General features: G+C 36.7%; 20 protein-coding genes and 8 pseudogenes. 15 read left to right on the plus strand and 13 right to left on the minus strand.

Going from position 1 to position 19,331, the window contains the following annotated elements; translation table 11 throughout:
• The first annotated feature begins 72 nt into the window (after positions 1 to 72).
• Positions 73 to 600 (plus strand): PadR family transcriptional regulator, encoded by a 528-nt coding sequence (locus CJU60_RS07390; RefSeq protein WP_095713389.1) that lies wholly within the window; start codon positions 73 to 75, stop codon positions 598 to 600.
• 377 nt (positions 601 to 977) lie between these two features.
• On the opposite strand, the pseudogene CJU60_RS07395 reads toward CJU60_RS07390, so the two are convergent.
• A pseudogene (locus tag CJU60_RS07395) lies at positions 978 to 1,070 on the minus strand (DUF6262 family protein); the annotation flags it as partial.
• Between the two features lie 101 nt (positions 1,071 to 1,171).
• A complete protein-coding gene (locus CJU60_RS07400; protein WP_095713390.1) occupies positions 1,172 to 2,407 on the minus strand; it encodes a cytochrome P450 family protein in 1,236 nt (411 codons plus the stop codon).
• A 621-nt stretch (positions 2,408 to 3,028) separates the two neighbouring features.
• On the opposite strand from CJU60_RS07400, the gene CJU60_RS07405 reads away from it, so the two are divergent.
• The 3 genes from CJU60_RS07405 to CJU60_RS07415 all read left to right on the plus strand — a co-directional run bounded on the left by CJU60_RS07405 (position 3,029) and on the right by CJU60_RS07415 (position 5,174).
• Positions 3,029 to 3,589 (plus strand): TetR/AcrR family transcriptional regulator, encoded by a 561-nt coding sequence (locus CJU60_RS07405; RefSeq protein WP_095713391.1) that lies wholly within the window; start codon positions 3,029 to 3,031, stop codon positions 3,587 to 3,589.
• A 493-nt stretch (positions 3,590 to 4,082) separates the two neighbouring features.
• Entirely contained in the window at positions 4,083 to 4,724 is a 642-nt protein-coding gene (locus CJU60_RS07410) for a Hook-associated protein 2 (protein ID WP_255238329.1), read from the plus strand.
• A 183-nt stretch (positions 4,725 to 4,907) separates the two neighbouring features.
• Positions 4,908 to 5,174: a hypothetical protein gene (locus CJU60_RS07415; RefSeq protein ID WP_010789291.1), complete on the plus strand. Its 267-nt coding sequence runs from the start codon at positions 4,908 to 4,910 to the stop codon at positions 5,172 to 5,174.
• Positions 5,175 to 5,185: 11 nt separating this feature from the next.
• Here CJU60_RS07415 and CJU60_RS21535 read toward each other — a convergent pair.
• A pseudogene (locus CJU60_RS21535) lies at positions 5,186 to 5,323 on the minus strand (XtrA/YqaO family protein); the annotation flags it as partial.
• Here CJU60_RS21535 and CJU60_RS22045 point away from each other — a divergent pair.
• Positions 5,313 to 5,405: pseudogene (locus tag CJU60_RS22045) on the plus strand (ImmA/IrrE family metallo-endopeptidase); the annotation flags it as partial. The pseudogenes CJU60_RS21535 and CJU60_RS22045 overlap by 11 nt on opposite strands.
• A 142-nt stretch (positions 5,406 to 5,547) precedes the next feature.
• Here CJU60_RS22045 and CJU60_RS07420 read toward each other — a convergent pair.
• From CJU60_RS07420 to CJU60_RS07435, 4 genes and pseudogenes are all read right to left on the minus strand, one after another.
• Positions 5,548 to 6,108: an ABC-2 transporter permease gene (locus CJU60_RS07420; protein WP_255238330.1), complete on the minus strand. Its 561-nt coding sequence runs from the start codon at positions 6,106 to 6,108 to the stop codon at positions 5,548 to 5,550.
• Positions 6,109 to 6,158: 50 nt separating this feature from the next.
• Positions 6,159 to 7,034 carry an ABC transporter ATP-binding protein gene (locus tag CJU60_RS07425; protein ID WP_095713392.1) on the minus strand — a complete coding sequence of 292 codons (876 nt, stop codon included), beginning with the start codon at positions 7,032 to 7,034 and terminating at the stop codon, positions 6,159 to 6,161.
• Complete coding sequence (locus CJU60_RS07430) at positions 7,018 to 7,395, minus strand: GntR family transcriptional regulator (protein ID WP_095713393.1); 378 nt, start codon at positions 7,393 to 7,395, stop codon at positions 7,018 to 7,020. The genes CJU60_RS07425 and CJU60_RS07430 overlap by 17 nt, the downstream gene beginning before the upstream one ends.
• Before the next feature lie 529 nt (positions 7,396 to 7,924).
• A pseudogene (locus tag CJU60_RS07435) lies at positions 7,925 to 8,315 on the minus strand (phage tail assembly chaperone).
• 197 nt (positions 8,316 to 8,512) lie between these two features.
• On the opposite strand from CJU60_RS07435, the gene CJU60_RS22050 reads away from it, so the two are divergent.
• The gene (locus CJU60_RS22050; protein WP_141243767.1) at positions 8,513 to 8,599 is read left to right on the plus strand and encodes a putative holin-like toxin; all 87 of its coding nucleotides are present in this window, start codon (positions 8,513 to 8,515) and stop codon (positions 8,597 to 8,599) included.
• Between the two features lie 258 nt (positions 8,600 to 8,857).
• On the opposite strand, the pseudogene CJU60_RS07440 reads toward CJU60_RS22050, so the two are convergent.
• Both CJU60_RS07440 and CJU60_RS22155 read right to left on the minus strand, forming a co-directional pair.
• Positions 8,858 to 9,165, minus strand: a pseudogene (locus CJU60_RS07440) (phage tail tube protein); the annotation flags it as partial.
• 4 nt (positions 9,166 to 9,169) lie between these two features.
• Positions 9,170 to 9,614, minus strand: a pseudogene (locus CJU60_RS22155) (phage tail sheath protein); the annotation flags it as partial.
• A 283-nt stretch (positions 9,615 to 9,897) separates the two neighbouring features.
• Between CJU60_RS22155 and CJU60_RS07450 the strand changes: the two are divergent.
• Positions 9,898 to 10,257, plus strand: coding sequence for a DUF4064 domain-containing protein (locus tag CJU60_RS07450; protein ID WP_095713394.1), 360 nt, complete (start codon positions 9,898 to 9,900; stop codon positions 10,255 to 10,257).
• Between the two features lie 76 nt (positions 10,258 to 10,333).
• Here CJU60_RS07450 and CJU60_RS07455 read toward each other — a convergent pair whose 3' ends face one another.
• The 3 genes and pseudogenes from CJU60_RS07455 to CJU60_RS22160 all read right to left on the minus strand — a co-directional run bounded on the left by CJU60_RS07455 (position 10,334) and on the right by CJU60_RS22160 (position 11,509).
• A complete protein-coding gene (locus tag CJU60_RS07455) occupies positions 10,334 to 10,732 on the minus strand; it encodes a hypothetical protein (RefSeq protein WP_095713395.1) in 399 nt (132 codons plus the stop codon).
• A gap of 210 nt (positions 10,733 to 10,942) precedes the next feature.
• Positions 10,943 to 11,096 (minus strand): annotated as a pseudogene (locus CJU60_RS21350) (hypothetical protein).
• A gap of 107 nt (positions 11,097 to 11,203) precedes the next feature.
• Complete coding sequence (locus CJU60_RS22160) at positions 11,204 to 11,509, minus strand: hypothetical protein (RefSeq protein ID WP_483294926.1); 306 nt, start codon at positions 11,507 to 11,509, stop codon at positions 11,204 to 11,206.
• A 179-nt stretch (positions 11,510 to 11,688) separates the two neighbouring features.
• Between CJU60_RS22160 and CJU60_RS07470 the strand changes: the two genes are divergently transcribed.
• From CJU60_RS07470 to nikE, 7 genes are all read left to right on the plus strand, one after another.
• Positions 11,689 to 11,805 carry a YjcZ family sporulation protein gene (locus CJU60_RS07470; RefSeq protein WP_095713397.1) on the plus strand — a complete coding sequence of 39 codons (117 nt, stop codon included), beginning with the start codon at positions 11,689 to 11,691 and terminating at the stop codon, positions 11,803 to 11,805.
• A 170-nt stretch (positions 11,806 to 11,975) separates the two neighbouring features.
• Complete coding sequence (locus CJU60_RS07475; protein WP_024122253.1) at positions 11,976 to 12,065, plus strand: YjcZ family sporulation protein; 90 nt, start codon at positions 11,976 to 11,978, stop codon at positions 12,063 to 12,065.
• 354 nt (positions 12,066 to 12,419) lie between these two features.
• Positions 12,420 to 14,036, plus strand: a complete 1,617-nt coding sequence (nikA, locus tag CJU60_RS07480) for a nickel ABC transporter substrate-binding protein (protein WP_095713398.1) — start codon at positions 12,420 to 12,422, stop codon at positions 14,034 to 14,036.
• 9 nt (positions 14,037 to 14,045) lie between these two features.
• Positions 14,046 to 14,990 (plus strand): nickel ABC transporter permease subunit NikB, encoded by a 945-nt coding sequence (nikB, locus tag CJU60_RS07485; RefSeq protein ID WP_095713399.1) that lies wholly within the window; start codon positions 14,046 to 14,048, stop codon positions 14,988 to 14,990.
• The gene (gene nikC / locus CJU60_RS07490) at positions 14,987 to 15,817 is read left to right on the plus strand and encodes a nickel ABC transporter permease subunit NikC (RefSeq protein WP_095713400.1); all 831 of its coding nucleotides are present in this window, start codon (positions 14,987 to 14,989) and stop codon (positions 15,815 to 15,817) included. The genes nikB and nikC overlap by 4 nt, the downstream gene beginning before the upstream one ends.
• Before the next feature lie 18 nt (positions 15,818 to 15,835).
• Positions 15,836 to 16,663, plus strand: coding sequence for a nickel import ATP-binding protein NikD (gene nikD, locus CJU60_RS07495; protein ID WP_095713401.1), 828 nt, complete (start codon positions 15,836 to 15,838; stop codon positions 16,661 to 16,663).
• A gap of 31 nt (positions 16,664 to 16,694) precedes the next feature.
• On the plus strand, positions 16,695 to 17,516 hold the full coding sequence (gene nikE, locus CJU60_RS07500) for a nickel import ATP-binding protein NikE (protein WP_095713402.1): 822 nt from the start codon (positions 16,695 to 16,697) through the stop codon (positions 17,514 to 17,516).
• A 637-nt stretch (positions 17,517 to 18,153) separates the two neighbouring features.
• Here nikE and CJU60_RS07505 read toward each other — a convergent pair.
• Positions 18,154 to 18,906: a metal-binding protein ZinT gene (locus CJU60_RS07505; RefSeq protein ID WP_095713403.1), complete on the minus strand. Its 753-nt coding sequence runs from the start codon at positions 18,904 to 18,906 to the stop codon at positions 18,154 to 18,156.
• A 201-nt stretch (positions 18,907 to 19,107) separates the two neighbouring features.
• Here CJU60_RS07505 and CJU60_RS22165 point away from each other — a divergent pair.
• Positions 19,108 to 19,325: pseudogene (locus CJU60_RS22165) on the plus strand (aldo/keto reductase); the annotation flags it as partial.
• Positions 19,326 to 19,331 lie beyond the last annotated feature (6 nt).

The following is a 19,331-nucleotide window of genomic DNA, read 5'->3' on the forward strand; positions in this document are numbered from 1 at the left end:
TAGTATGGATTTGGCTTCGGGTAAAATCACGTACGCGGAATTTGAAGCGCGGATGGCGAAGGTGATGAAACCATAATTCCCTTACTTATCCTTGGCTTGCTTATCCAAAATCCCGGAGCTCACGGCTATGAACTTCTGGCCTTAATGGAAAAACGCCATTACAAATACATTGTTAACTTCACGAAAGGTTCATTTTATTACAATCTGCAGCAACTTGAAGAAAAGTGTTTTATTGAACAGATTCAGCAGAAACCCTCAACCAGCGGGCGTGAAATCCGTAACTTTAAAGTCACAGAATCAGGAAGGGCAGAATTCGAGAAATTAATGATCAAACACGGCACCAAATCGGAATATGTGAACCTGCAATTTTATGGGGTGTTACTCTTTGCCGATGAATTTGACAAAAATAAATTACTGGATCTGATCCAATCACAAATCGACCAGACTAAAACTCGAATCGAGCTCCTTGATGAATACCTGTCCATCACTCAAGAAATTCCCGGCACAATCAATTACTTTCGCCGTATGAACGAAAATTCCCGTTCACATCACTTGGTTAATTTAGAGTGGTTCGAAAAATTGAAAGCAGAAATAGAGTGAACGATTGCATAATAAAAAATGCATTGTTAAATATATAAGAATATTAGTTACCTAAATATAAAACCTGTGTCGTAGATATCTAGTAACATCATTGATACAGGTTTTATACTCCTTCTTCAATTAAGCCAGCTAATAGAGTTGTCAACACTTGCCCCCCAACAAGAGCAAGTGAATCTGCTGCGTGTTCTTCTTTTTCAATCCTTCGTATTAATAACCACTTTTTACACTTATTTAGTATTCAAGTAAGTCAACTGATTTTTCTCCTTCTTCCGCTAAACTGCTGCTTTAGTCGAATAAGTAAAAGTGATCTCCCTTAAGGAAGAATCACTTCCTCTAATTGAACAAGCAGTGAAGGTGAACATCGTTCTCGACATAAACTAAAATTTTTTATATACCTCTGCGTAAGCAACTTTCAATTGATCCCTAAGTTGCTTATTATTATCTTCTAATTTCTTAATCTTACGTTTCAGTGGTCCATCATCAGTATTTGTATCCCAACCAAGTAACATCTATATCTCTACCCACATTCTCAAAAATGAGAAATGCCTGAAAATTACATATCCCCAAAAAATTAATAACTGAGCGGCAGTTCTTCAAGTGTTCTCATCAGAAAATTCCCTTTCCATTTAATTTGTTCCTTTTCGCCTTTTATCTGTATATTTGGACAGCGGCGTAATAAAGTGGAAATAGCAATCTTTGATTCTAAGCGGGCAAGCTGTGCACCAAGACAAAAGTGGCTACCATGGCCAAAAGCAATATGGCGGTTGTTCTTTCTTTCTATATCAAATATGTCGGCATTTGGAAATATCTTTTCATCACGGTTTGCTGATGCTAAGGAAATGATGATCATATCTTTCCGTTTAATCTCCTGCCCATGCAGTATAAACGGTTCAGCTGTCCAGCGAATAGTCGTTAACTCAACAGGGCTGTGGAACCGCAATGCTTCTTCTATCGCTGAATTCATCAAGTCCCGCTGCTGCCGAAGCTTTTCTAGTTGATCAACGTGACACATCAGAGCATATGTCATATTGGTGATTAAGTTTACGGTTGTTTCATGACCTGCAACGATAAGCAGCATAATCATCGAGTACAGTTCTTCTGTACTTAATTGTGTGCCTTCACTTTCCACTTGAATTAAGGCACTGATTAAATCTCCTGCCGGTTCGTTCCTTTTTTTACGAACTAAATATTCCAGATATTCAACAAATTCCCCTACCCTTTGGTCATTCTCCTGAAGTTTTTTAGGGGCATCTGAAAAATCAATAATTGCTTGCGACCAAACTCTGAATTTTTGACGATCTTCTAGGGGAATGCCCAACATTTCACTTATCACGATAATCGGCAAAGGAAACGCATAATCATCTACTAGATTCATGAATTTGTTGGGCTGTACTTTATCTAATAAAGAGTCTGCTATATGTTGGATTTTGTCTTCCAACTGCAAAATCATCCGATGAGTAAATGCCTTCTGAACAAGAGTTCGCAAGCGATTGTGATCGGGGGGATCTGAATTAAGCATATGCTTTGTTAAAGGTTCTTCATTCTTCAATAGAACAGGACGTGTTTCTTCTTTTGCAGTAATTACATTCTCATAGTTTTTCTTTAATTTTTCATTCTTTAATAAATGCACTGCATCATCATATCTTGTTATGAGCCAGCCATCCCCCAGAGTTCCTAAAGCTAATGGGTAGAGAGGGTGTGATTCTCGCAATTCTTTGTAAAAATCATACGCTTCATCTTTAAATGCCCTGGAAGACAATTGACTTTCCGTCAAAATAGCTACATTCTTTTTTTGTTTTGAAGACATTCATTCAACCTCCATCTTCATTAAAGGTTATGATATCTCTAAATATAAAATCAGTACGATTCGTAAAGCTTTCTATTGATCTGAATGCCTTCATTTCATGAAGGCTTCGATCAATCAATCTTATCCATAATTAAAAAAATAGAAATACTTAAAACATTATCTACCACAAAAAAGATTCCTAATTATATGTTTTAAAAAGGTTTTCTTTTAAATCCCCAATTACAAATTTCATAATCAAATCGCCTGATACGGGATTCACTAAATTCTTCAAAGCCGTTCTCTTTGTAAAATGATCTGTTTAGATCAGTATTGGTGAATTCTGTTTGCTAAAAAACAGAAATGCTTATTAAAATATGCTTTTGTTAGTACTTTATGCATTTCAAAAATAAATGAACGACCTTTTTTCTCCGCGTTTTATAGCTTTGCCACTTTGCTTCATTCATCAGCTCTTGCTTGCCGATAAAGAAACATTGATACACCTCCTTTCCCAATAAACATGTTTTGACTCATGAACACATGTTCATTATAATGGGAAGAAAATTTGAGTATCAATCTGCAATTTAGCTGTATATGTTCATTAATGAACACTACATGATGAATTGTATATTAACGGAGGACGCTATGGGGGACAGACGATCAATCAAGACAAAAAGTGCTATAAAACATGCCTTTTTAAAATTGCTTCAGGAAAAAGAAATCAACAAAATAACTGTTTCCGATTTATCTAAAAAAGCCGATATAGGCCGAGGCACCTTTTATCTTCACTACAAAGATGTGTTTGACTTGTATGAGCAGATCGAAGACGAGATATTTGAACAGCTAGGAAGCTTTTATGATTCATCATTTCCAAGTGAGGATCCACTAAGCATGCTGACCTTTATAGAAAAAACTACAGAATACATATATCAAAACGTCGAAATTTTTACATTGTTAACAAAACCAAAAATGAATGTCCTTTCAACCAACAAACTGAAAGAGTTTTTTAAAAGGAAAGTAATTGAGGAATTGAGCATGATACGACAATCAGCAAATTCAATTACGGAAACTGAGAAATTCGAAACAACATTTATCGTTTCAGGTGTAGTAGGAATTATAGAGGAATGGATTAACAATGGGATGATAAAAACACCTACTTGTATCTCTAATATCATTCATCAATTGTTATTAAAATTTGAAGATTAATATGAAAAGAAGGAGACTTCTTGTAAATCCAATAGATTTTTCACGGAGAAGCCTGTTTTATTCCACATGCATATAACCTTATGAATTTGGTCTCCTGGGTGAAGAAGAATTGTTTGCTAATGCTCGAGTACCTGCGGATATGCTGGTGTACCGAATGTGCATGACCTGGTTTCTTTCAACTGCTGTATAACATAAAACGTCCTCCTTTTTAAACACATAAAAAACGGACACCAAACAACGTATTCTGTAAGTTAAGTATCCGCAGGCTTTCCGTCTTTGACTCTGATTAGATATAAAATAACCTCAATGTAATATGGTTCGCAAAACTATGAATATTATACAATTCAATTAATCTTTTTTTATATAAAAGCATATCTCTCCCAAATTCCTTTATCATTTTTTTCAATTAATAGAAAATTTATGATAAAAATACTTTTTTTTCTTGTCGGTTACGTTATAATACTTGAGTAACAGATAAAAGGGAGGAAAAAACATGAAGAAAGTTTTATTGACAATACTTACTTTCAGTCTACTTATTTCTTTATTTGCTATTGATGGGGGTAATGAAGTCAAAGCAAAAGGAGTAGAAAGTGCGCATCTCCAAAAATCATCAATTAACGGCTTAAATAAAATTGTTGATAAAAATGGCAAAAAGCTTATAACTGAGGAAGAGTTATTAGAATTATTCAGTTCAAGCGATTTTAGTCCAAATTCCACGAACCAAGTAAGTTATTTCTATACTAATATTGATAACAAAACCACTATTCTAAAGTTAAATTTAGTTGTACATAACAACAAATTAACCTCAGTTTCTTTAACAGATACAGAAGAAAAATCATCATCAATTACAACAGCAGTAACCAATCAAGAAAAGGCCTCACCTCAGTTTCAAATCCTTAAAAAGCTGCCAAAACCTAAACCGAAGCCTAAACCGAAAAAACCTAAAATCACTAAAGATGTGCCTTATAAAAAGAATGGTGGCACGATTAAAAAAGATTTTATAAGTGAACATGCGTATAAAAGACACAAGTATGACGCAAGTCGAAAATCTACAAGTAATAGAACTCAATATGGAAAAGATGTAGATGTTGCTGAACTGAGAAGATTAACAATGACACAGCCTGATCAAGCTTGATCCTCTCGTGATAAAGGCGGTCCATGGCGGACTTTCTATAAAAAGCAATTTAATAAAAATATCAGCACAAAAGATACCTCTACGACTCATCATCGTGTCATTATCAATACAGCTGACAGTAGTAAAAATACACAATTTCCGTTATCCTTTAAGAACTAATACATTTTTTGCAGGGAGCTAGCCATGATTGAAAAATACACAACTGAAGTTTCTTTAGACTTTTTTAATGGTGATGAAACAGATTTAAAGGATACAATTGAGGAGATTAGACTTTTTGCAAAGACATATGAGAACGATAAAGTAACCGTGCTAAGTGTTACTGAAAACGAATCTTCAAAGGGAAAAAACTATAAAGTTCTTTTACAGCACGAAAGAGATACAGATAATCTAGGACGTAAATATGAATATGATGAAGAAAAACTATTCGGTTTTTTTGAAGATGAAGAATAGTTATTCCCCCGTTAGCGCATACAAAGAACCCACATTTTAGTGGGTTTTTTCAAATCTATCTGATGATTAATCCGCGCAAAGCTGCCCTTTACAGTTTGGTTCACTGTTCTGCCATGCTCAGGAGCTTCTAAGACATGCGCAGTACCCCGTTTGAACATATATTACAGGAAGCTGACCCAGCATTTATTTAATCAATCAGTGAGAGAAAATCTATGCTCCCCCCTTTTGTAATTAATAATGAAATCCTCATCATGCATTTACGCGAAATGAAAAAACATTGATTTAAGATACCGTTCCTTTTGCAACATATGAGAATAGGGATGGTTAAACCAATCAGTAAAAAACTCTTTCTGTAGAATTCTACACCCTTCCTTTAAAATACTTTATTTTTATAAATACGTATCGATAGAAGCCAAGAACAAACATATAAAATCATAACCGAAAACAGAATTAAGAAATAAATATTAAGATTTTGTAATGATAATAATATTCGAACACATTCTCTGATTATATCATTCAAATTTCGGAACAAGGTATTAACTAATACCATATAAATACCAAGTAAGATAAGTGAGCCTTTGAACAAATATTGGCTGTTAAACTGATAACTAAATGGAAAGATAAATGAAGCAGATACCATCACAAGGCATACGATAAACATTAGATCTATCCATGTTGTTAGTTCTCTATGAATGATCAAGTTCCCTATGAAAATTGTAAAAACTATAATCAAAGTAAAAATAAGTACCCCAATGTACTTTGAACTAACAATTTCCCTTCGTGTATAAGGCAATGAATTCAGCAGAGTATTTATTCGGGCTTTTTCATCCATTGAAAAAGCGTTCATTATTATGACAATACTAAATAAAAAACCTGACCAGATATATGATATATTTAACGTTAAATAAACAAATAAAGCAGGCAGTAATATCATAAAGAGATTTCTTTTGTAAAATGATATCTTTTCTTATTAAGTGAAACACCTTACTTAGCCCCTTTCTTTGTATAGAACATCAGCTCTTCAATCGTTGGTTTTTCGATCAATACTAAATCACCAAACACATCTTCTACCCGTGCTTTATTGGCTGCTAATGCCTCAAAACCAGCATTAGATTTCCGAATGGAGATGAACTCCTGTTCTGTATCTCGATCTAATAGCTCCATGCCTCCTTTTACAATGGCGTACTCTTCTTGAATTTGATACGATTTCTTTGTGAAAATATGCTCGCCATTATGAATAAAAGTAATATAATCTGCAATACGGTCTAAATCTGTTGTTATATGAATAGAAAAGAAGATCGTTTTCTTTCCATCTTGCATTATATTATGTAGTATATCTAGAAACTCCCTGCGAAATATTGGGTCTAACCCCGATGTAGGTTCATCCATAATAATTAACTCTGCATGATGTGATAAGGCTATTGATAAAGAAGCTTTCATCATCATTCCTTTAGAAAATGATTTAATCTTTTTATTTAACGGCAGTTCAAATTTTTCAACATAGTAATTAAATAGGCTATCATCCCAATTCATATAGCAGGGCCTTATCATCTTCTTCATTTCTGCAAATGTTAAGTGTGAGTAGAACATATTTTCATCAAAGACAAAGCCAATCCGTCGCTTAATCTCTTTTTCATGTTTTTTATGATCTAGCCCAAATATTGATATTGACCCGCTATCTGGTTGCAATAAGTTCATCATAAGTTTAATCATTGTAGATTTTCCAACACCATTACCACCAATAAACCCAGTTATAAATCCTTTTTTAACTGTCATTGAAATATCTTTTAGTTGAAAATCACCAAATGATTTATACACATGTTTTAATTCAATAACATTTTCACTATTCTTCCTCCCTATATAATAGTGTAAGTATATCCTTTAATTCTGTAAGTGAGATGCCAATTTCTTTACTGTTTTGAATTGCCGTCAACAATTGCTCTTCAATTACCTTCATTTTTCTTTCTTTCATCATCTCACTATCCTGCTCCGATACAAAAGAACCTTTCCCAACAACCGAATATATGAATCCGTTCTTCTCAAGTTCCTCATAGGCACGTTTCGTTGTAATAACACTTATATCCAAATCCTTCGCTAACTGCCGCATTGAAGGTAAGGATTGCCCTGCATGTAATTCATTGGTCAAAATATGTTTTTTAATTTGAGCATAAATTTGCTCATAAATAGGTTCTTTTGAATAATTTGAAATGATAATTTGCATATAAAACCCCACTATCATATTGTATATATACTTTATATACAATATATCCAAATTAATATCAGAATACAACTCTTTTTTAATCCAATCCTTCGAGTTTATCGTTTGGTTAAGTGTAGGGCTATAGCATTACTCCTCTCACTTGTATAGGCTGTATAATAGCTGCCAAGATTACAAAGGCTAATGGAGAATGAAAAAAACCTTCAAAGCTAAGGTTTTTTTGTTCATCAATTTTACTGCCGCGATAGTGAAAATGTATTTCTTTAAAATATCCATTTAATTTATCAGGCATTTTCTATCTTTAAGCAATATGTGAACAAAATCTGAAGCTCCGGTACCACCAATTAGCGCCATCTCGTTTAAACCCAGAATAATATCTTCAATTTACATAACCTTGAAAGTGATAAGGCCATACTGTATTTAGTCTACAGTCCAATTTAAATGATTCTTCCCCTTTACCTGGCAATAATAACTGCTCTTCCTTCATGACTTACAACAAGTAATTTAGGTACACAGTCTTTATCCCCGCTCTTTATTCGTTTTTTGATTCTTTTTCGAGGTCTTCTAGAACATGTTCCGTCACTTTATTCATCAATTATCATACCCCCCGCCCAAAGAAAGGACACGCTTTGCAACCCCTATTGGATCCTCTGTTTTGTAGGCCTCACGCAGATCTTGAGATTTAAAGTTAGGGCAAACAGTCGTTTTAACGATAATGTGAGCATAAAAGCATTGACTGTCCAACTCCTTTACGTGACAGCGGCCTTTTACATTTTTGTAAATTGCGTTTATTTTTTCTATACCGTCAATTCGTTCATTCATAATGGCCTTGATAATGAATGGAATAACTTTGCCCTTTTTGTTTACAAATTAGTTAGAAATCAGTCTTTTACTTCTTCCGCCTTAATTGTTTGTTCTGGCATAACGAATGTTAGATCGTATACTTTTTCGTTTGGTTTTTGCCATGTTCATTAGCTTCTTTGTGTTTAGAATCTTTGTTTTAAGCGAACAAAAAAGACAACCACAAAATGGTTGTCTAGTGTATAATTATCCCTGTACATTTGCACGGCTAACTCAAAGGTGGTCTGCTGGCTAAATCCCCTGAAAGGGGGTGACGCCTATGTCAACATTTCAAGCTCTTAGTTTAATGCTTGGAATGGGAATGTTTATTCTCGCTTTGTTGACGTATATAGACAAAAAGAAATAGACCACCCTTTTGAGGCCTGAGAAACTTCTAGGGTAGGTCCATATCTAAATACACCTATAACCAGCGCTCCAATGAGGAGCTAGCATTTGTACAGGCCGGAGTGTTACAGCTCCGGTATTTTTTATTTTATGCATTTCTTTTGAAGGAAATACATGTTTCTACTATTTAAAACTTGTTCTATGGATTACTGCTAACGTAATCTTACCACATTTTTTCAAGAATATCTCGCGAGAGTTTCGCGATTTTTCATGAGTTTGCTTAGAATGTGGATTTTAATTGTTCAGGAACATCGAATTCTTCGAAAGTAAACGGTACTTCTTCCTCTAATACTTCTGAATCAACATCGCAGAGTCGCAGTTCACATCATACAAAGTGTCACGCTCAGTGCCACGTCCTGAAGAGGCGTCATCCAATATATTTTGTAGAGTGAAATACAGGATCACTTCCCTTTTTCACATGGTCATCATAATAAGAACTAAGAACAAATTGAGAAGTCACTTTATAAAAAGTGGCTGTTCCTATTCCGTTGGCTCCGGTCATATTGTCCCTGTCATTCGGCGGCCTATGTAAAATTAGCGTTTTTACAAACTGGCTCAGTCCGTCATTTGTAGTGGGAACAACACCGCCCCTCGTTTTGTAAGACTTGATCAATGCTTTCCATTGAGATATCAGGTCATTATTGATAGTATCCAACACACGGACAATTTGTTCTTCTGGAATATCTCACTATTCTCAGCAGTTTGGCTCGTGAGAAAATTAATACCCTTTTCAACCGAAGCTGATTTATCACTAGAATCATAAGTGAAAAGAAATACCCGTTTGCTAATTCAATGATTACATTGTTATCAAGTGTTAAGGACTCCTACAGCTCTCTCGTATTCCACAAAGTAATGATTGTTAAATGTAGTTCCTGCGCCGGCAACCCAAGCCGTAGCTGTTTCAGGGTGATCTCCGTTCCATCTTCAAGTAGGACATCGCTTGTCCCGTTGATAATACCTTCGTGATCTTCCTTGTAGGAAGGCTGTATAATCAGCATTTGACTGTTTAAGTATCTTTCCATTCGCCGGCTTTGTCCGGCTTGCAAACCTCAAATATACTTGATGTTCTTTGGATCTTAAAGGAGAAAGCAGTGAAAAAGTGTTCAAGTATGAAGTAAAAAAAGTCTTAAATCATCTTGGAAAGTTGCAGCAAAAGACGGTAAAGTAACTGATGAGATCTTACGAGCTGCTTTGGATATTATAACGAAGAATTGTTTTTTTAATTCTATATATAAAATGATTACATAAGGAGCGTCTTTCGTGAAGAGAATTGTTGAGTTTGTTTTAAGTTTAATCGGAAGCATTTTAGGTATAGTTGCTGCTATTATAGCCTTAATAATCGCCTATTCAGATGCACTTTTAAATGCATTTATTCACTTAGATTTACAAAGCGAACTTATAGGTGTTTCATGGGGATCTGTTTTCTTTTCAAGTGTTGGTTTTCTTGCTTCATTTGCTATCGGAGTAAAGCCTAAGTTAAGTGAAATATTGCTCATTATTTCTGATATCGGTGAATTATTTTGTATTTCGTTACTCTACTTAATACCAGCTATACTAATGATCATCCCTGGAATCATGGTGTTTGTAAGGAAAGAAAAATCTACTTCTAAAGCAATTTAGAGCAGAGTATAACACAAAAGAAACCGCAACTGGCGTTTTTTTGTCTATATTTATATTTTAAATCAACTAATTCATTTTATTGGACAGTGCTATAATCAAAATCAATATCTTTCTTATCTAAATCTCCCTTGAAATTTTCAGCATAAGTCATGGTTAAATGTACACTTTTATCTATCCACCAAGTTCCATCATCAGTATTCGTATCCCAAGTAACATCTATATATCTGCAAAAGTTCTCAAGAAACACCAAATCCCCAACAGCTACTGTTTTTCCGTTGACCTTGTAATATATTAGAACAATTTTATTATCAAATATACCTGTCCCGTGCTTTACGATTGTTAAACTATAAGGCTTATTAGGACATTGCTCATCAAGTATAACTTCAGGATTTAGAAATAAAACATAACAAATGAATAAAATTGGTACTATCATTAACCTTTTTAAAAGTTTTTTATTGATATTTAACCCCTTCAAAATAGCCCTCCTTTTTAACAATCCATCTCATTTGGGATACACCCCCACATTTGAACGCACTTCTATGAAAAATGATTTTTGAACCTCATAGAAACCTACATGAAAAAGGGTTTTTGTTATTTTTCTCATTTATATTTACATTTACGTTTCTTTTATATTCTCCCATATGTATCGAAATCGGAAACAGAGATCTTCTTGTTAAAAACCTTGTCAGGTGTAAGTGAAAAAAATAAACAATACAATTATCGTTACGACAATAATTGTTTCTATATATAATTTTTATCATCTTCATGCTCTTGTTTCTTTTTTTAATCTCTTTTCTATATTTTCTTTGAACCTCTTTCATCTTATCATTCATTTTCAAGATTACTCCTTTGAAGTCCATCTAATTTTCATTGCCCCTTTTACTTGTAATTTTAATACTTTTACAAATAATTACACAAGTATAAAAGAATTGACAATGGTTTTCGCTCAATGGTGTAATTCTTTAAGCATGGCATTGGGCTCGTAATTATTAAACAGATTCATATTCCATCGCCTTAGACGCAATTTCCTTTGAAGATAATCTTGGTTTTCCAATATTGTTCGCTCCTTTATCTTGGTTGCCGCCAGTACTTTTTGAATTTGTGTTACCTTCCCCTCTCTCGTTGGACCCTTCACTTTGAAAATGCCAGACGGCAGCGTATAAGACGTTTTTTTGCTGCTTGGGCTTAATGGTCTTTTTTCTTGGCCGCACTGGTTTGGCTTGAGCCTGATTTCCCGTCCGGCGCCTTCCATTCTGCTTCTATGGCAGCCTTAACTCTGGCAAGATCCGATGTGGACAATACTTGCCTAATAATGATCTCTATTTCAATTTAGACTAAAGTATCATTTTAAAATTCATTTCAACTAGCATCCCTTTCAAAGGAACTCGACCCGCATATCATGTACTATCCTTTTTTACTGGAGGTGGACATATGGGATACTCAAATGGTTGTGGTAGCTCCTTCCCATTAATCGTGGTGCTATTCATCTTACTAATCATTGTTGGAGCAGCTTTCTTCGGAGGCTATCCAGAAGGCGTTCCTATTTAACCCGATATGCAGGAGTGCCACCTGTTCTGTTTGACGCCATAAGAAACTTTTATGGCGTTTTAATTTGTTTTTCAGACAAAAAATTCATTTTTTCTTATTTAGACGTAAAGCTATGTCGAAAACGATCGTTTGGCATATCTTATACTATCCTCACTAAAGGAGGTGGCAATATGTCTAATGGTTACGGTAGTTCCTTCGCGTTAATCGTGGTGTTATTCATCTTGTTAATCATTGTCGGAGCAGCTTTCTTTAGATATTAAGTTAAATCTAGACTAACTCCTCCGTAGCAGCACCTCCCTGTTCGGCTAAACGCCATAAGAAATTTTTATGGCGTTTTGTAATGTGATTAAACTCCTTATCCTGATGTTTCTGTACCAGGGAAATATAAATTACAAATCTTCATCTTTCTGAAACTCTACGAGCTTTTTTAAAACGCCTTACATCATTCATATTGATCCAAAGCCCTTTTATACGCTCAGCTGAAGTTATATAGTGCAGCAATATAAAACAAGAACATCGGGTTCCAAAACAATACCTATATTCTTACATTGACAAGGGTATGCTGCCTCCTTAAAATGAAAATGATTATCAACATCAATTAGGGGGAAATACAGATGCTTAGTGGGAAGATTCGTTTGAAAATTAAATTTACTTTCGTATCGATACTCATCTTTTCTATTTTATTAGCAGGATGTACAAATGCAGGACAAACAGAGAAGAAAGATCCTCACAGTATGGTCACAATTGCTTGGCCTAGAGATATAGGAGAAATAAACCCACATGTCTATAATCCTTCCCAATTGTTTACGCAGTCAATGGTGTACGAGCCTTTGGTCTCTTATGAAGCGGGCGGAAAGCTTAAACCGCATTTGGCTGAGGCTTGGGATATATCTCATGACGGCAAAGTGTATACGTTTCATTTGCGTAAGAATGTAACATTTTCTGATGGGACAACATTTAATGCAAAAATCGTGAAAAAGAATTTTGACTCCATTTTAAAACATCCTGAGTTACATAGCTGGTTAGGATTTATTACAAAAATAGCTCAAACAAAAGTGATCGATAATCATACATTTCAATTGACACTGACTGAATCATATTATCCAACCATTCAGGAGCTTGCAGTTGTACGGCCTGTTCGGTTTTTAGGTGAGGCTGGGTTCCCCAAGGATGGCGATACATCAAAAGGTGTAGCAAAACCGGTCGGGACGGGCCCATGGGTATTGGAAGAGCATAAAACCGATGAATATGCGATTTTTAAACGCAATGAAAATTATTGGGGTGAAAAGCCTAAAGTCGAGAAAATCAAGGTGAAAGTCATCCCAGATGCAGAAACAAGAGTACTTGCATTTGAAAAAGGTGAACTGGACTTAATTTACGGTGAAGGCGTCATCAGTTTGGATGCATATAAGCAGCTGCAATCGACAGGTCAATATGAAACAAGCCTTTCCGAACCGGTGGCGACGAGACAGCTTGTCATGAATACAAAAAAAGAACAGCTTTCTGATGAACGTGTTCGCCAAGCCCTGCACTATGGTTTTAATAAAGACGCCATGGTGGAAGGCATTACCTCCGGATTAGAAGAAAAAGCAGATCATATTTTGCCGACAACCTTACCATACACGTCTGATATTGATGTAAAGCCAGTGAAATATGATGCGGAAAAAGCGGGAGCGTTATTAGATGCAGCAGGTTGGAAGCTTCCGAATGGCAAGACGGTGCGAGAGAAAGACGGAAAGCCTCTTGAATTTAGTTTAATGTATGATTCAGCGGAATCCATTCAAAAAGCAATGGCAGAAACGCTGCAAGCAGAGTGGGCAGCGATCGGGGTGAAGTTGAATCTTGAAGGAGTAGAATTGGCGACTCAGGTTAAACGGTTCAAAGCGAATGAATTTGATATGAACTTCTTTAGCAACTATGGCGCACCTTATGACCCGCATACATTTGTAAACATTGTCGCGTCAAAAGGATTTGGATTTAATGAAGCGATTTCGGCATATCCAAACAAGGATGAGCTATTGAAGCAGATGGCAAAAGTTCCTGAAACAACTGATAAAAAAGAGCGTCAACATCTTTACTCATCTATTTTAACATCCCTTCAAGATCAGGGAGCCATCGTTCCTATCTCTTATATAAAAAAGACAGCGATCTACCAAAAGAATATTACAGACTTTACTTTCCCTGCCAACCGTGATGAACATCCATTTACAGGTATTCGCATTAAGCAGTAGGAGGCTTTTATGGGCATCTATATATTGAAACGAATCATGTCCATCATACCAGTGTTTCTTTTAGCTACACTTCTGACAACTGGAATGATTCAACTCTCACCGGTTGACCCGGCTGAAGCGTATGTAGCCGCAGCGCATATCCAGCCAACCGATGACATCCTAGAGCAAAAAAGACATGAGTTTGGCTTAGATCAACCATTCTTTATTCAATATGTAAACTCTATTTTGAAGAAATGCCAATTCGATTTCGGCATTTCTTATGTTTCGAATAAGCCGGTTTGGGACGAGGTTACACTCCGAATGCCAGCAACGATCGAACTTGCGCTTGGTAGTTTATTGATCGCGGTGGTTGTCAGTGTGCCTCTCGGCTTCTTTGCGGGAATGAAAAGAAATCGCGCAATTGATCATATCAGTCGCTTCATTTCCTTTTTCGGGGCATCCATTCCGACTTTTTGGTTAGGATATATGTTGGTTTTTTTCTTTTCAGTTCAATTAGATCTTTTTCCAGTAGAAGGATTTGGGACATGGCAGCACCTCGTACTGCCGTCATTGACGCTGGCGCTTCCTTTAATTGCAATGTATACGAGGCTTTTGCGCGCCAGTGTTATAGAAAACCTGCAAGAACCATATGTACAATACGCAAAAATCAGAGGCTTGAAGAATAAAAGCATTATGGCTAAGCATGTATTGAAAATGGCCATTTCTCCGATGATTACAGGCCTAGGAATGAATCTTGGCAAACTTCTCACCGGAACCATTATTGTTGAAGTGGTTTTTTCTTGGCCTGGCTTTGGCCGTTATTTTATTGAGGCCATTTTCAATCGTGACATCCCTGTCATTCAATGCTATGTGTTCATAGCCGCCACATTTTTTATATTGAGTAGCTTAATCGTTGATCTCATTCAAATGTTTATTGATCCGCGCATTTCCAGGAAAGAAGGGCAGTATCGATGATCACAAGCATACGCATGATATGTAAAAGTCAAAAAGTGATAACAGCATGTATCATCATATTATCAATTCTATTTCTCATTGCTGTATTTGCCCCTTGGATTGCGCCGAATAACCCTGTTGCTGTTCATTTGGCATATAAGCTGCACCCTCCATCCTTGGAGTTCCCTTTAGGAACTGATCATTTAGGAAGATGCAACTTATCCCGCCTTTTGTACGGAACACGAATTTCTTTGGGATTTGCAGTGCTCATTTTTATTTCCTCACTTGTGATCGGTCTCATCGTCGGTACGATTTCGGGATATAAAGGCGGATGGATTGATCATCTGTTAATGAGATGTTGTGATGGTGTGATGGCCTTTCCGAACTTAATTTTAGTTCTTGGTCTAGTGGGCATATTCGGACCTGGACTTCCTCAAGTCATTCTTGCCCTCATGCTTGTGCAATGGGTCTATTATGCGAGAATCTTTAGAGGAATGGTGCTTAGTCTGAAAGAGGAGAACTTTATTAAAGCCGCACAAATCAATGGATCATCACAATGGAAGATTCTGAAAAAACATATCATACCTAATGTGCTCCCTCCCCTCGTTGTCATGGGTACATTGGAAATGGGCTGGGCCATTATGGACATATCCGCTATGTCGTTTCTTGGATTAGGCGTCCAGCCACCGGCTGCGGAATGGGGAGCGATGATTCATGAAGGTAAATCGTATATCCGGACGAACCCTGAGTTGATGATTTATCCAGGGATGATGATCATGATTGTGGTTGTAACGTTCAATTTATTAGGCGAGAGCTTATCAGAAAAATACGGAGTCAAACGTCGATGATAAAAAGGAATGAGGAAGTTGGGAACAGAACAATCACCGGTGCTGCAAGTTAGAGATTTGCATGTACAGGTCAAAACGCACAAAGGAGTTTCTACTCTAGTGCAAGACGTCAATTTCGAACTGAAGCGCGGTCAAGTCCTTGGCCTGATTGGTGAGAGCGGATGTGGAAAAACAGTAACAGGCATGTCCATTCTTCAGATGCTTGATCAGAAAACAACCAAGGTGAAAGGAAGCATTTCACTACTAGGCCGAGAATTAAACGGATTGGCAGATAAAGAAATGCGCAAAATACGCGGCAAAGAAATTTCCTATATTATGCAAAATCCGATGAACGCTTTTACCCCCGTTTTTACGATTGGTCATCAAATGATTGAAACGATTCGCACTCATACGTCTTTTAACAAAAAGCAGGCAAAGGAGCTTGCAATCGAAGCGTTGCATAATGTGAGCTTATCCAATCCTATTAAACTTTTAAAATCTTACCCTTTTCAATTAAGCGGCGGAATGCTTCAACGGGTGATGATTGCAACCGCTGTATGCTTACATCCAAGCATTCTCATTGCGGATGAGCCCACAACCGCACTAGACGTAAATAATCAGAAGACCGTGCTGAAACATTTAGACGCCATGCGCTCTGAATGCGGAACGGCGATTTTGCTTATATCTCATGATCTGGGCGTCATTGCTGAAATGGCGGATGAAGTCGCTGTGATGCAGAAAGGAAGAATCGCAGAAAAAGCAGATGTGTTTCAGCTGTTTGATGCACCAAAGCATGAATATACAAAGAAGCTATTAGGGGCACGTTTGACATTGCCAATTGATGAACGTGCCATTGGGTCAATTTGACGAAAGAGCGGCATTTTAATGAGGTGAACAAGTGAGTTTATTACAAGTGAAAGAAGTCTCTCATCGTTATGCGGAGCGTTCATTATTCAAATGGAAATTTCAATCTAAACAAGTCCTATCCGATGTCAGCTTTTCGATTGAGAAGGGTACATGCTTAGGCTTGATTGGGCCAAGTGGAGCCGGTAAGAGTACATTGGGAAAAGTGTTGCTTGGTTTAGAACGGCCGCAATCAGGTCAAATCCTTTTTCAAGGCCATGATATGTATAGCGTAGATAAATCGATCCGGCGAAAAATCCGTCGTGACCTTCAAGCTGTCTTTCAAGATTCATACTCGTCCGTCAACCCGCGAATGACGGCGGAACAGATTATTGCAGAACCATTAGAAAACTATGAAACCCTCACTGCGGCGGAACAAAGACGAACCATTATTGAGTTGTTGGAAAGAGTAGGACTAAGTGAAAATGATTTAACAAAATATCCGCACCAATTCAGCGGCGGGCAATTGCAGCGAATCAATATCGCCAGAGCAATCTCGCTCAAACCGAAACTGATCGTTTTAGACGAATCAGTCAGCAGTCTGGATATGGTTACCCAAACGCTTATACTCGATTTGTTAAAAGAGCTCAAGGACGAGTTTGGGTTATCGTATTTTTTTATTACGCATGATTTGAAAGCCGCTTATCAATTGAGTGACACATTAGGTGTACTAGATAACGGAAAATTAGTTGAGCTATACGAGTCCAAACTTCAGTTCTTTGCATCAGACCATCCAGCAGTAAAAGAAATGAGAAGCTCCATACTTGCAGAACACCCGCGCTTTCGTTCGATAGGAAGAGGAACGATGCTACAATAAGGAAGGCGCGTGTAGATATATAGCATTTCCGGTTACATCGTTTTTTCATGATATTACTTTAACGAGTACAGCATGTCTCTTGTTGTTTAAAGCATGGAGTGCTGATATCAATAGAACGATTGACCGTTAACTGCTTTCAACTCACGGCTACACACATGCCACATTTTAACCAATGTTCCTGCTTTAAATATGTCATTGAAAAAGAACCGTTGGCTTTAAACCATTGGTTCTTTTTCTAACTGTTTTTGCTTTCGTTGTTGTGTTCGCATAACATACACTCACAGAACTTCGAAATAATACCAGAGCTTCTTCATCTTTAGTCATTTCATTTTTTCCTCATACTCTCCCTTACTCTTCACCCTATCTTCAAAAAGCTTTTTCCCAACCGTCAAGTTAATATTGATCGTATCTTAACTTTGTTATTGAGCCGTCAATCCCCGTTGCGAAGAGAAAGAAACGGATAAAAACGAAAGAGGGCAAAAAAGCTGCTGACGAGGAGTCAGCAGCTAAAAGTATTTAAACATTCAAACTCTATAAGGGACTAAGCTTGTTTTTCCCCATTCTATCAATTTTCCATAGTGAAAAAAAACCGTTTGTGTAGAAGAAATGCCATAATTCACGGTATGTTCATCTTCATTTAATGCGCCATCATCTCATGGGCAATATCATGCCCGTCCATTTCTGACGGGTAATAGGTAGGCCAGTTTTTCACTTCATCAAGTAAAGCTTCACGGTCGTCACCCCAATAGAGATGGTAATGGCTAGCTTTAGTCGGATAGATACTATGATCACTAAACTGAATATACTGAGGAAGTCCTTCAGCTTCTTTAGCTCGTTTGAATATGTATCTTACCCCTCTATTGCCCCCATCATATGTTAGAATTTCGTACCCGTCATACGTATACTTACCTGAATATTCTTTTCCATTTTTGAAGAACGTTACAGTATCTTTTTGGATTACAATACGGTCAACATCTGTTTTATACCCTTTTTTATAATACTCTTTATATTCTTCAGCTGTCTTGTCACCTTCATGTTTTGATTTATATGAAAATACTTCGTCCAGAGTGCCATCTTGCAGGTATGGATATACCGATTGCCAGTCTCCTTCCCAATCAGAAAGTGAACGATCCTTTACTTGGCTGTTTTTAAAATAGCCTTCATGAATTTTTTCTGTCTCTTCACCATGTGCATGACTATGACCATGATCGTGATCATGAGATTCTGATGTTTGCTCTTGCGTGTTAGAAGAGTTTTCTTCACCTGCTGAGGATGATGTTGCTGTTTTATTAGACTCACCTTTAGATGAACCTGAAGTCTGACATCCTGCCAATATTAGTAATAAACCAATCATAAATATCCCTAATCTCTTTGCAAATAAAATTTTCATTACAACACTCCTTTTCCCAAACCGAAATAATTACGATTTGTATTATACAATTATCTTGTTCAAAAATCAAAGGGAAAATGCTCCTAATCTCGCTTGAATGTTGCTGGGAGCAGATGGCGATTTCATTAGAATCCTACTTTGTTAATCAGAAATTCTTTTAAAATGCGAAAATCTACGATATTCCATGAGGAGAGATTTGTTGTGAAGTACACCTTTTTAGGAAGAACAGGATTGCGGGTCAGCCGTTTATGTTTAGGTGGCTCGATACAGATGAAAAGACCGCGTTCCATATTATAGATGAAGCGCTCGATAGCGGCATTCCCACAAATGCAGGTGCGGAAGACATAATAATAGCAAAAACCATACCAACATTGTTGGTATGGTTTCTCTCAGATAGGCCCAAAGAAGAGACTCTATTGTACGAA

The organism is Bacillus sp. 7705b, from assembly GCF_002289525.1.
Classification (GTDB): Bacteria; Bacillota; Bacilli; order Bacillales; family Bacillaceae; genus Bacillus; species Bacillus halotolerans.

Coding starts and splice junctions, on each gene's coding strand:
- CJU60_RS07415 (WP_010789291.1), top strand. CDS start 4,908: ATGATTGAAAAATACACAACTGAAGTTTCTTTAGACTTTTTTAATGGT.
- CJU60_RS07405 (WP_095713391.1), top strand. CDS start 3,029: ATGGGGGACAGACGATCAATCAAGACAAAAAGTGCTATAAAACATGCC.
- CJU60_RS07410 (WP_255238329.1), top strand. CDS start 4,083: ATGAAGAAAGTTTTATTGACAATACTTACTTTCAGTCTACTTATTTCT.
- nikB (WP_095713399.1), top strand. CDS start 14,046: ATGGGCATCTATATATTGAAACGAATCATGTCCATCATACCAGTGTTT.
- CJU60_RS07400 (WP_095713390.1), bottom strand. CDS start 2,407: ATGTCTTCAAAACAAAAAAAGAATGTAGCTATTTTGACGGAAAGTCAA.
- CJU60_RS07420 (WP_255238330.1), bottom strand. CDS start 6,108: ATGATATTACTGCCTGCTTTATTTGTTTATTTAACGTTAAATATATCA.
- CJU60_RS07430 (WP_095713393.1), bottom strand. CDS start 7,395: ATGCAAATTATCATTTCAAATTATTCAAAAGAACCTATTTATGAGCAA.
- CJU60_RS07470 (WP_095713397.1), top strand. CDS start 11,689: ATGGGATACTCAAATGGTTGTGGTAGCTCCTTCCCATTAATCGTGGTG.
- CJU60_RS07505 (WP_095713403.1), bottom strand. CDS start 18,906: ATGAAAATTTTATTTGCAAAGAGATTAGGGATATTTATGATTGGTTTA.
- nikC (WP_095713400.1), top strand. CDS start 14,987: ATGATCACAAGCATACGCATGATATGTAAAAGTCAAAAAGTGATAACA.
- CJU60_RS07475 (WP_024122253.1), top strand. CDS start 11,976: ATGTCTAATGGTTACGGTAGTTCCTTCGCGTTAATCGTGGTGTTATTC.
- nikA (WP_095713398.1), top strand. CDS start 12,420: ATGCTTAGTGGGAAGATTCGTTTGAAAATTAAATTTACTTTCGTATCG.
- CJU60_RS22050 (WP_141243767.1), top strand. CDS start 8,513: ATGTCAACATTTCAAGCTCTTAGTTTAATGCTTGGAATGGGAATGTTT.
- CJU60_RS22160 (WP_483294926.1), bottom strand. CDS start 11,509: ATGGAAGGCGCCGGACGGGAAATCAGGCTCAAGCCAAACCAGTGCGGC.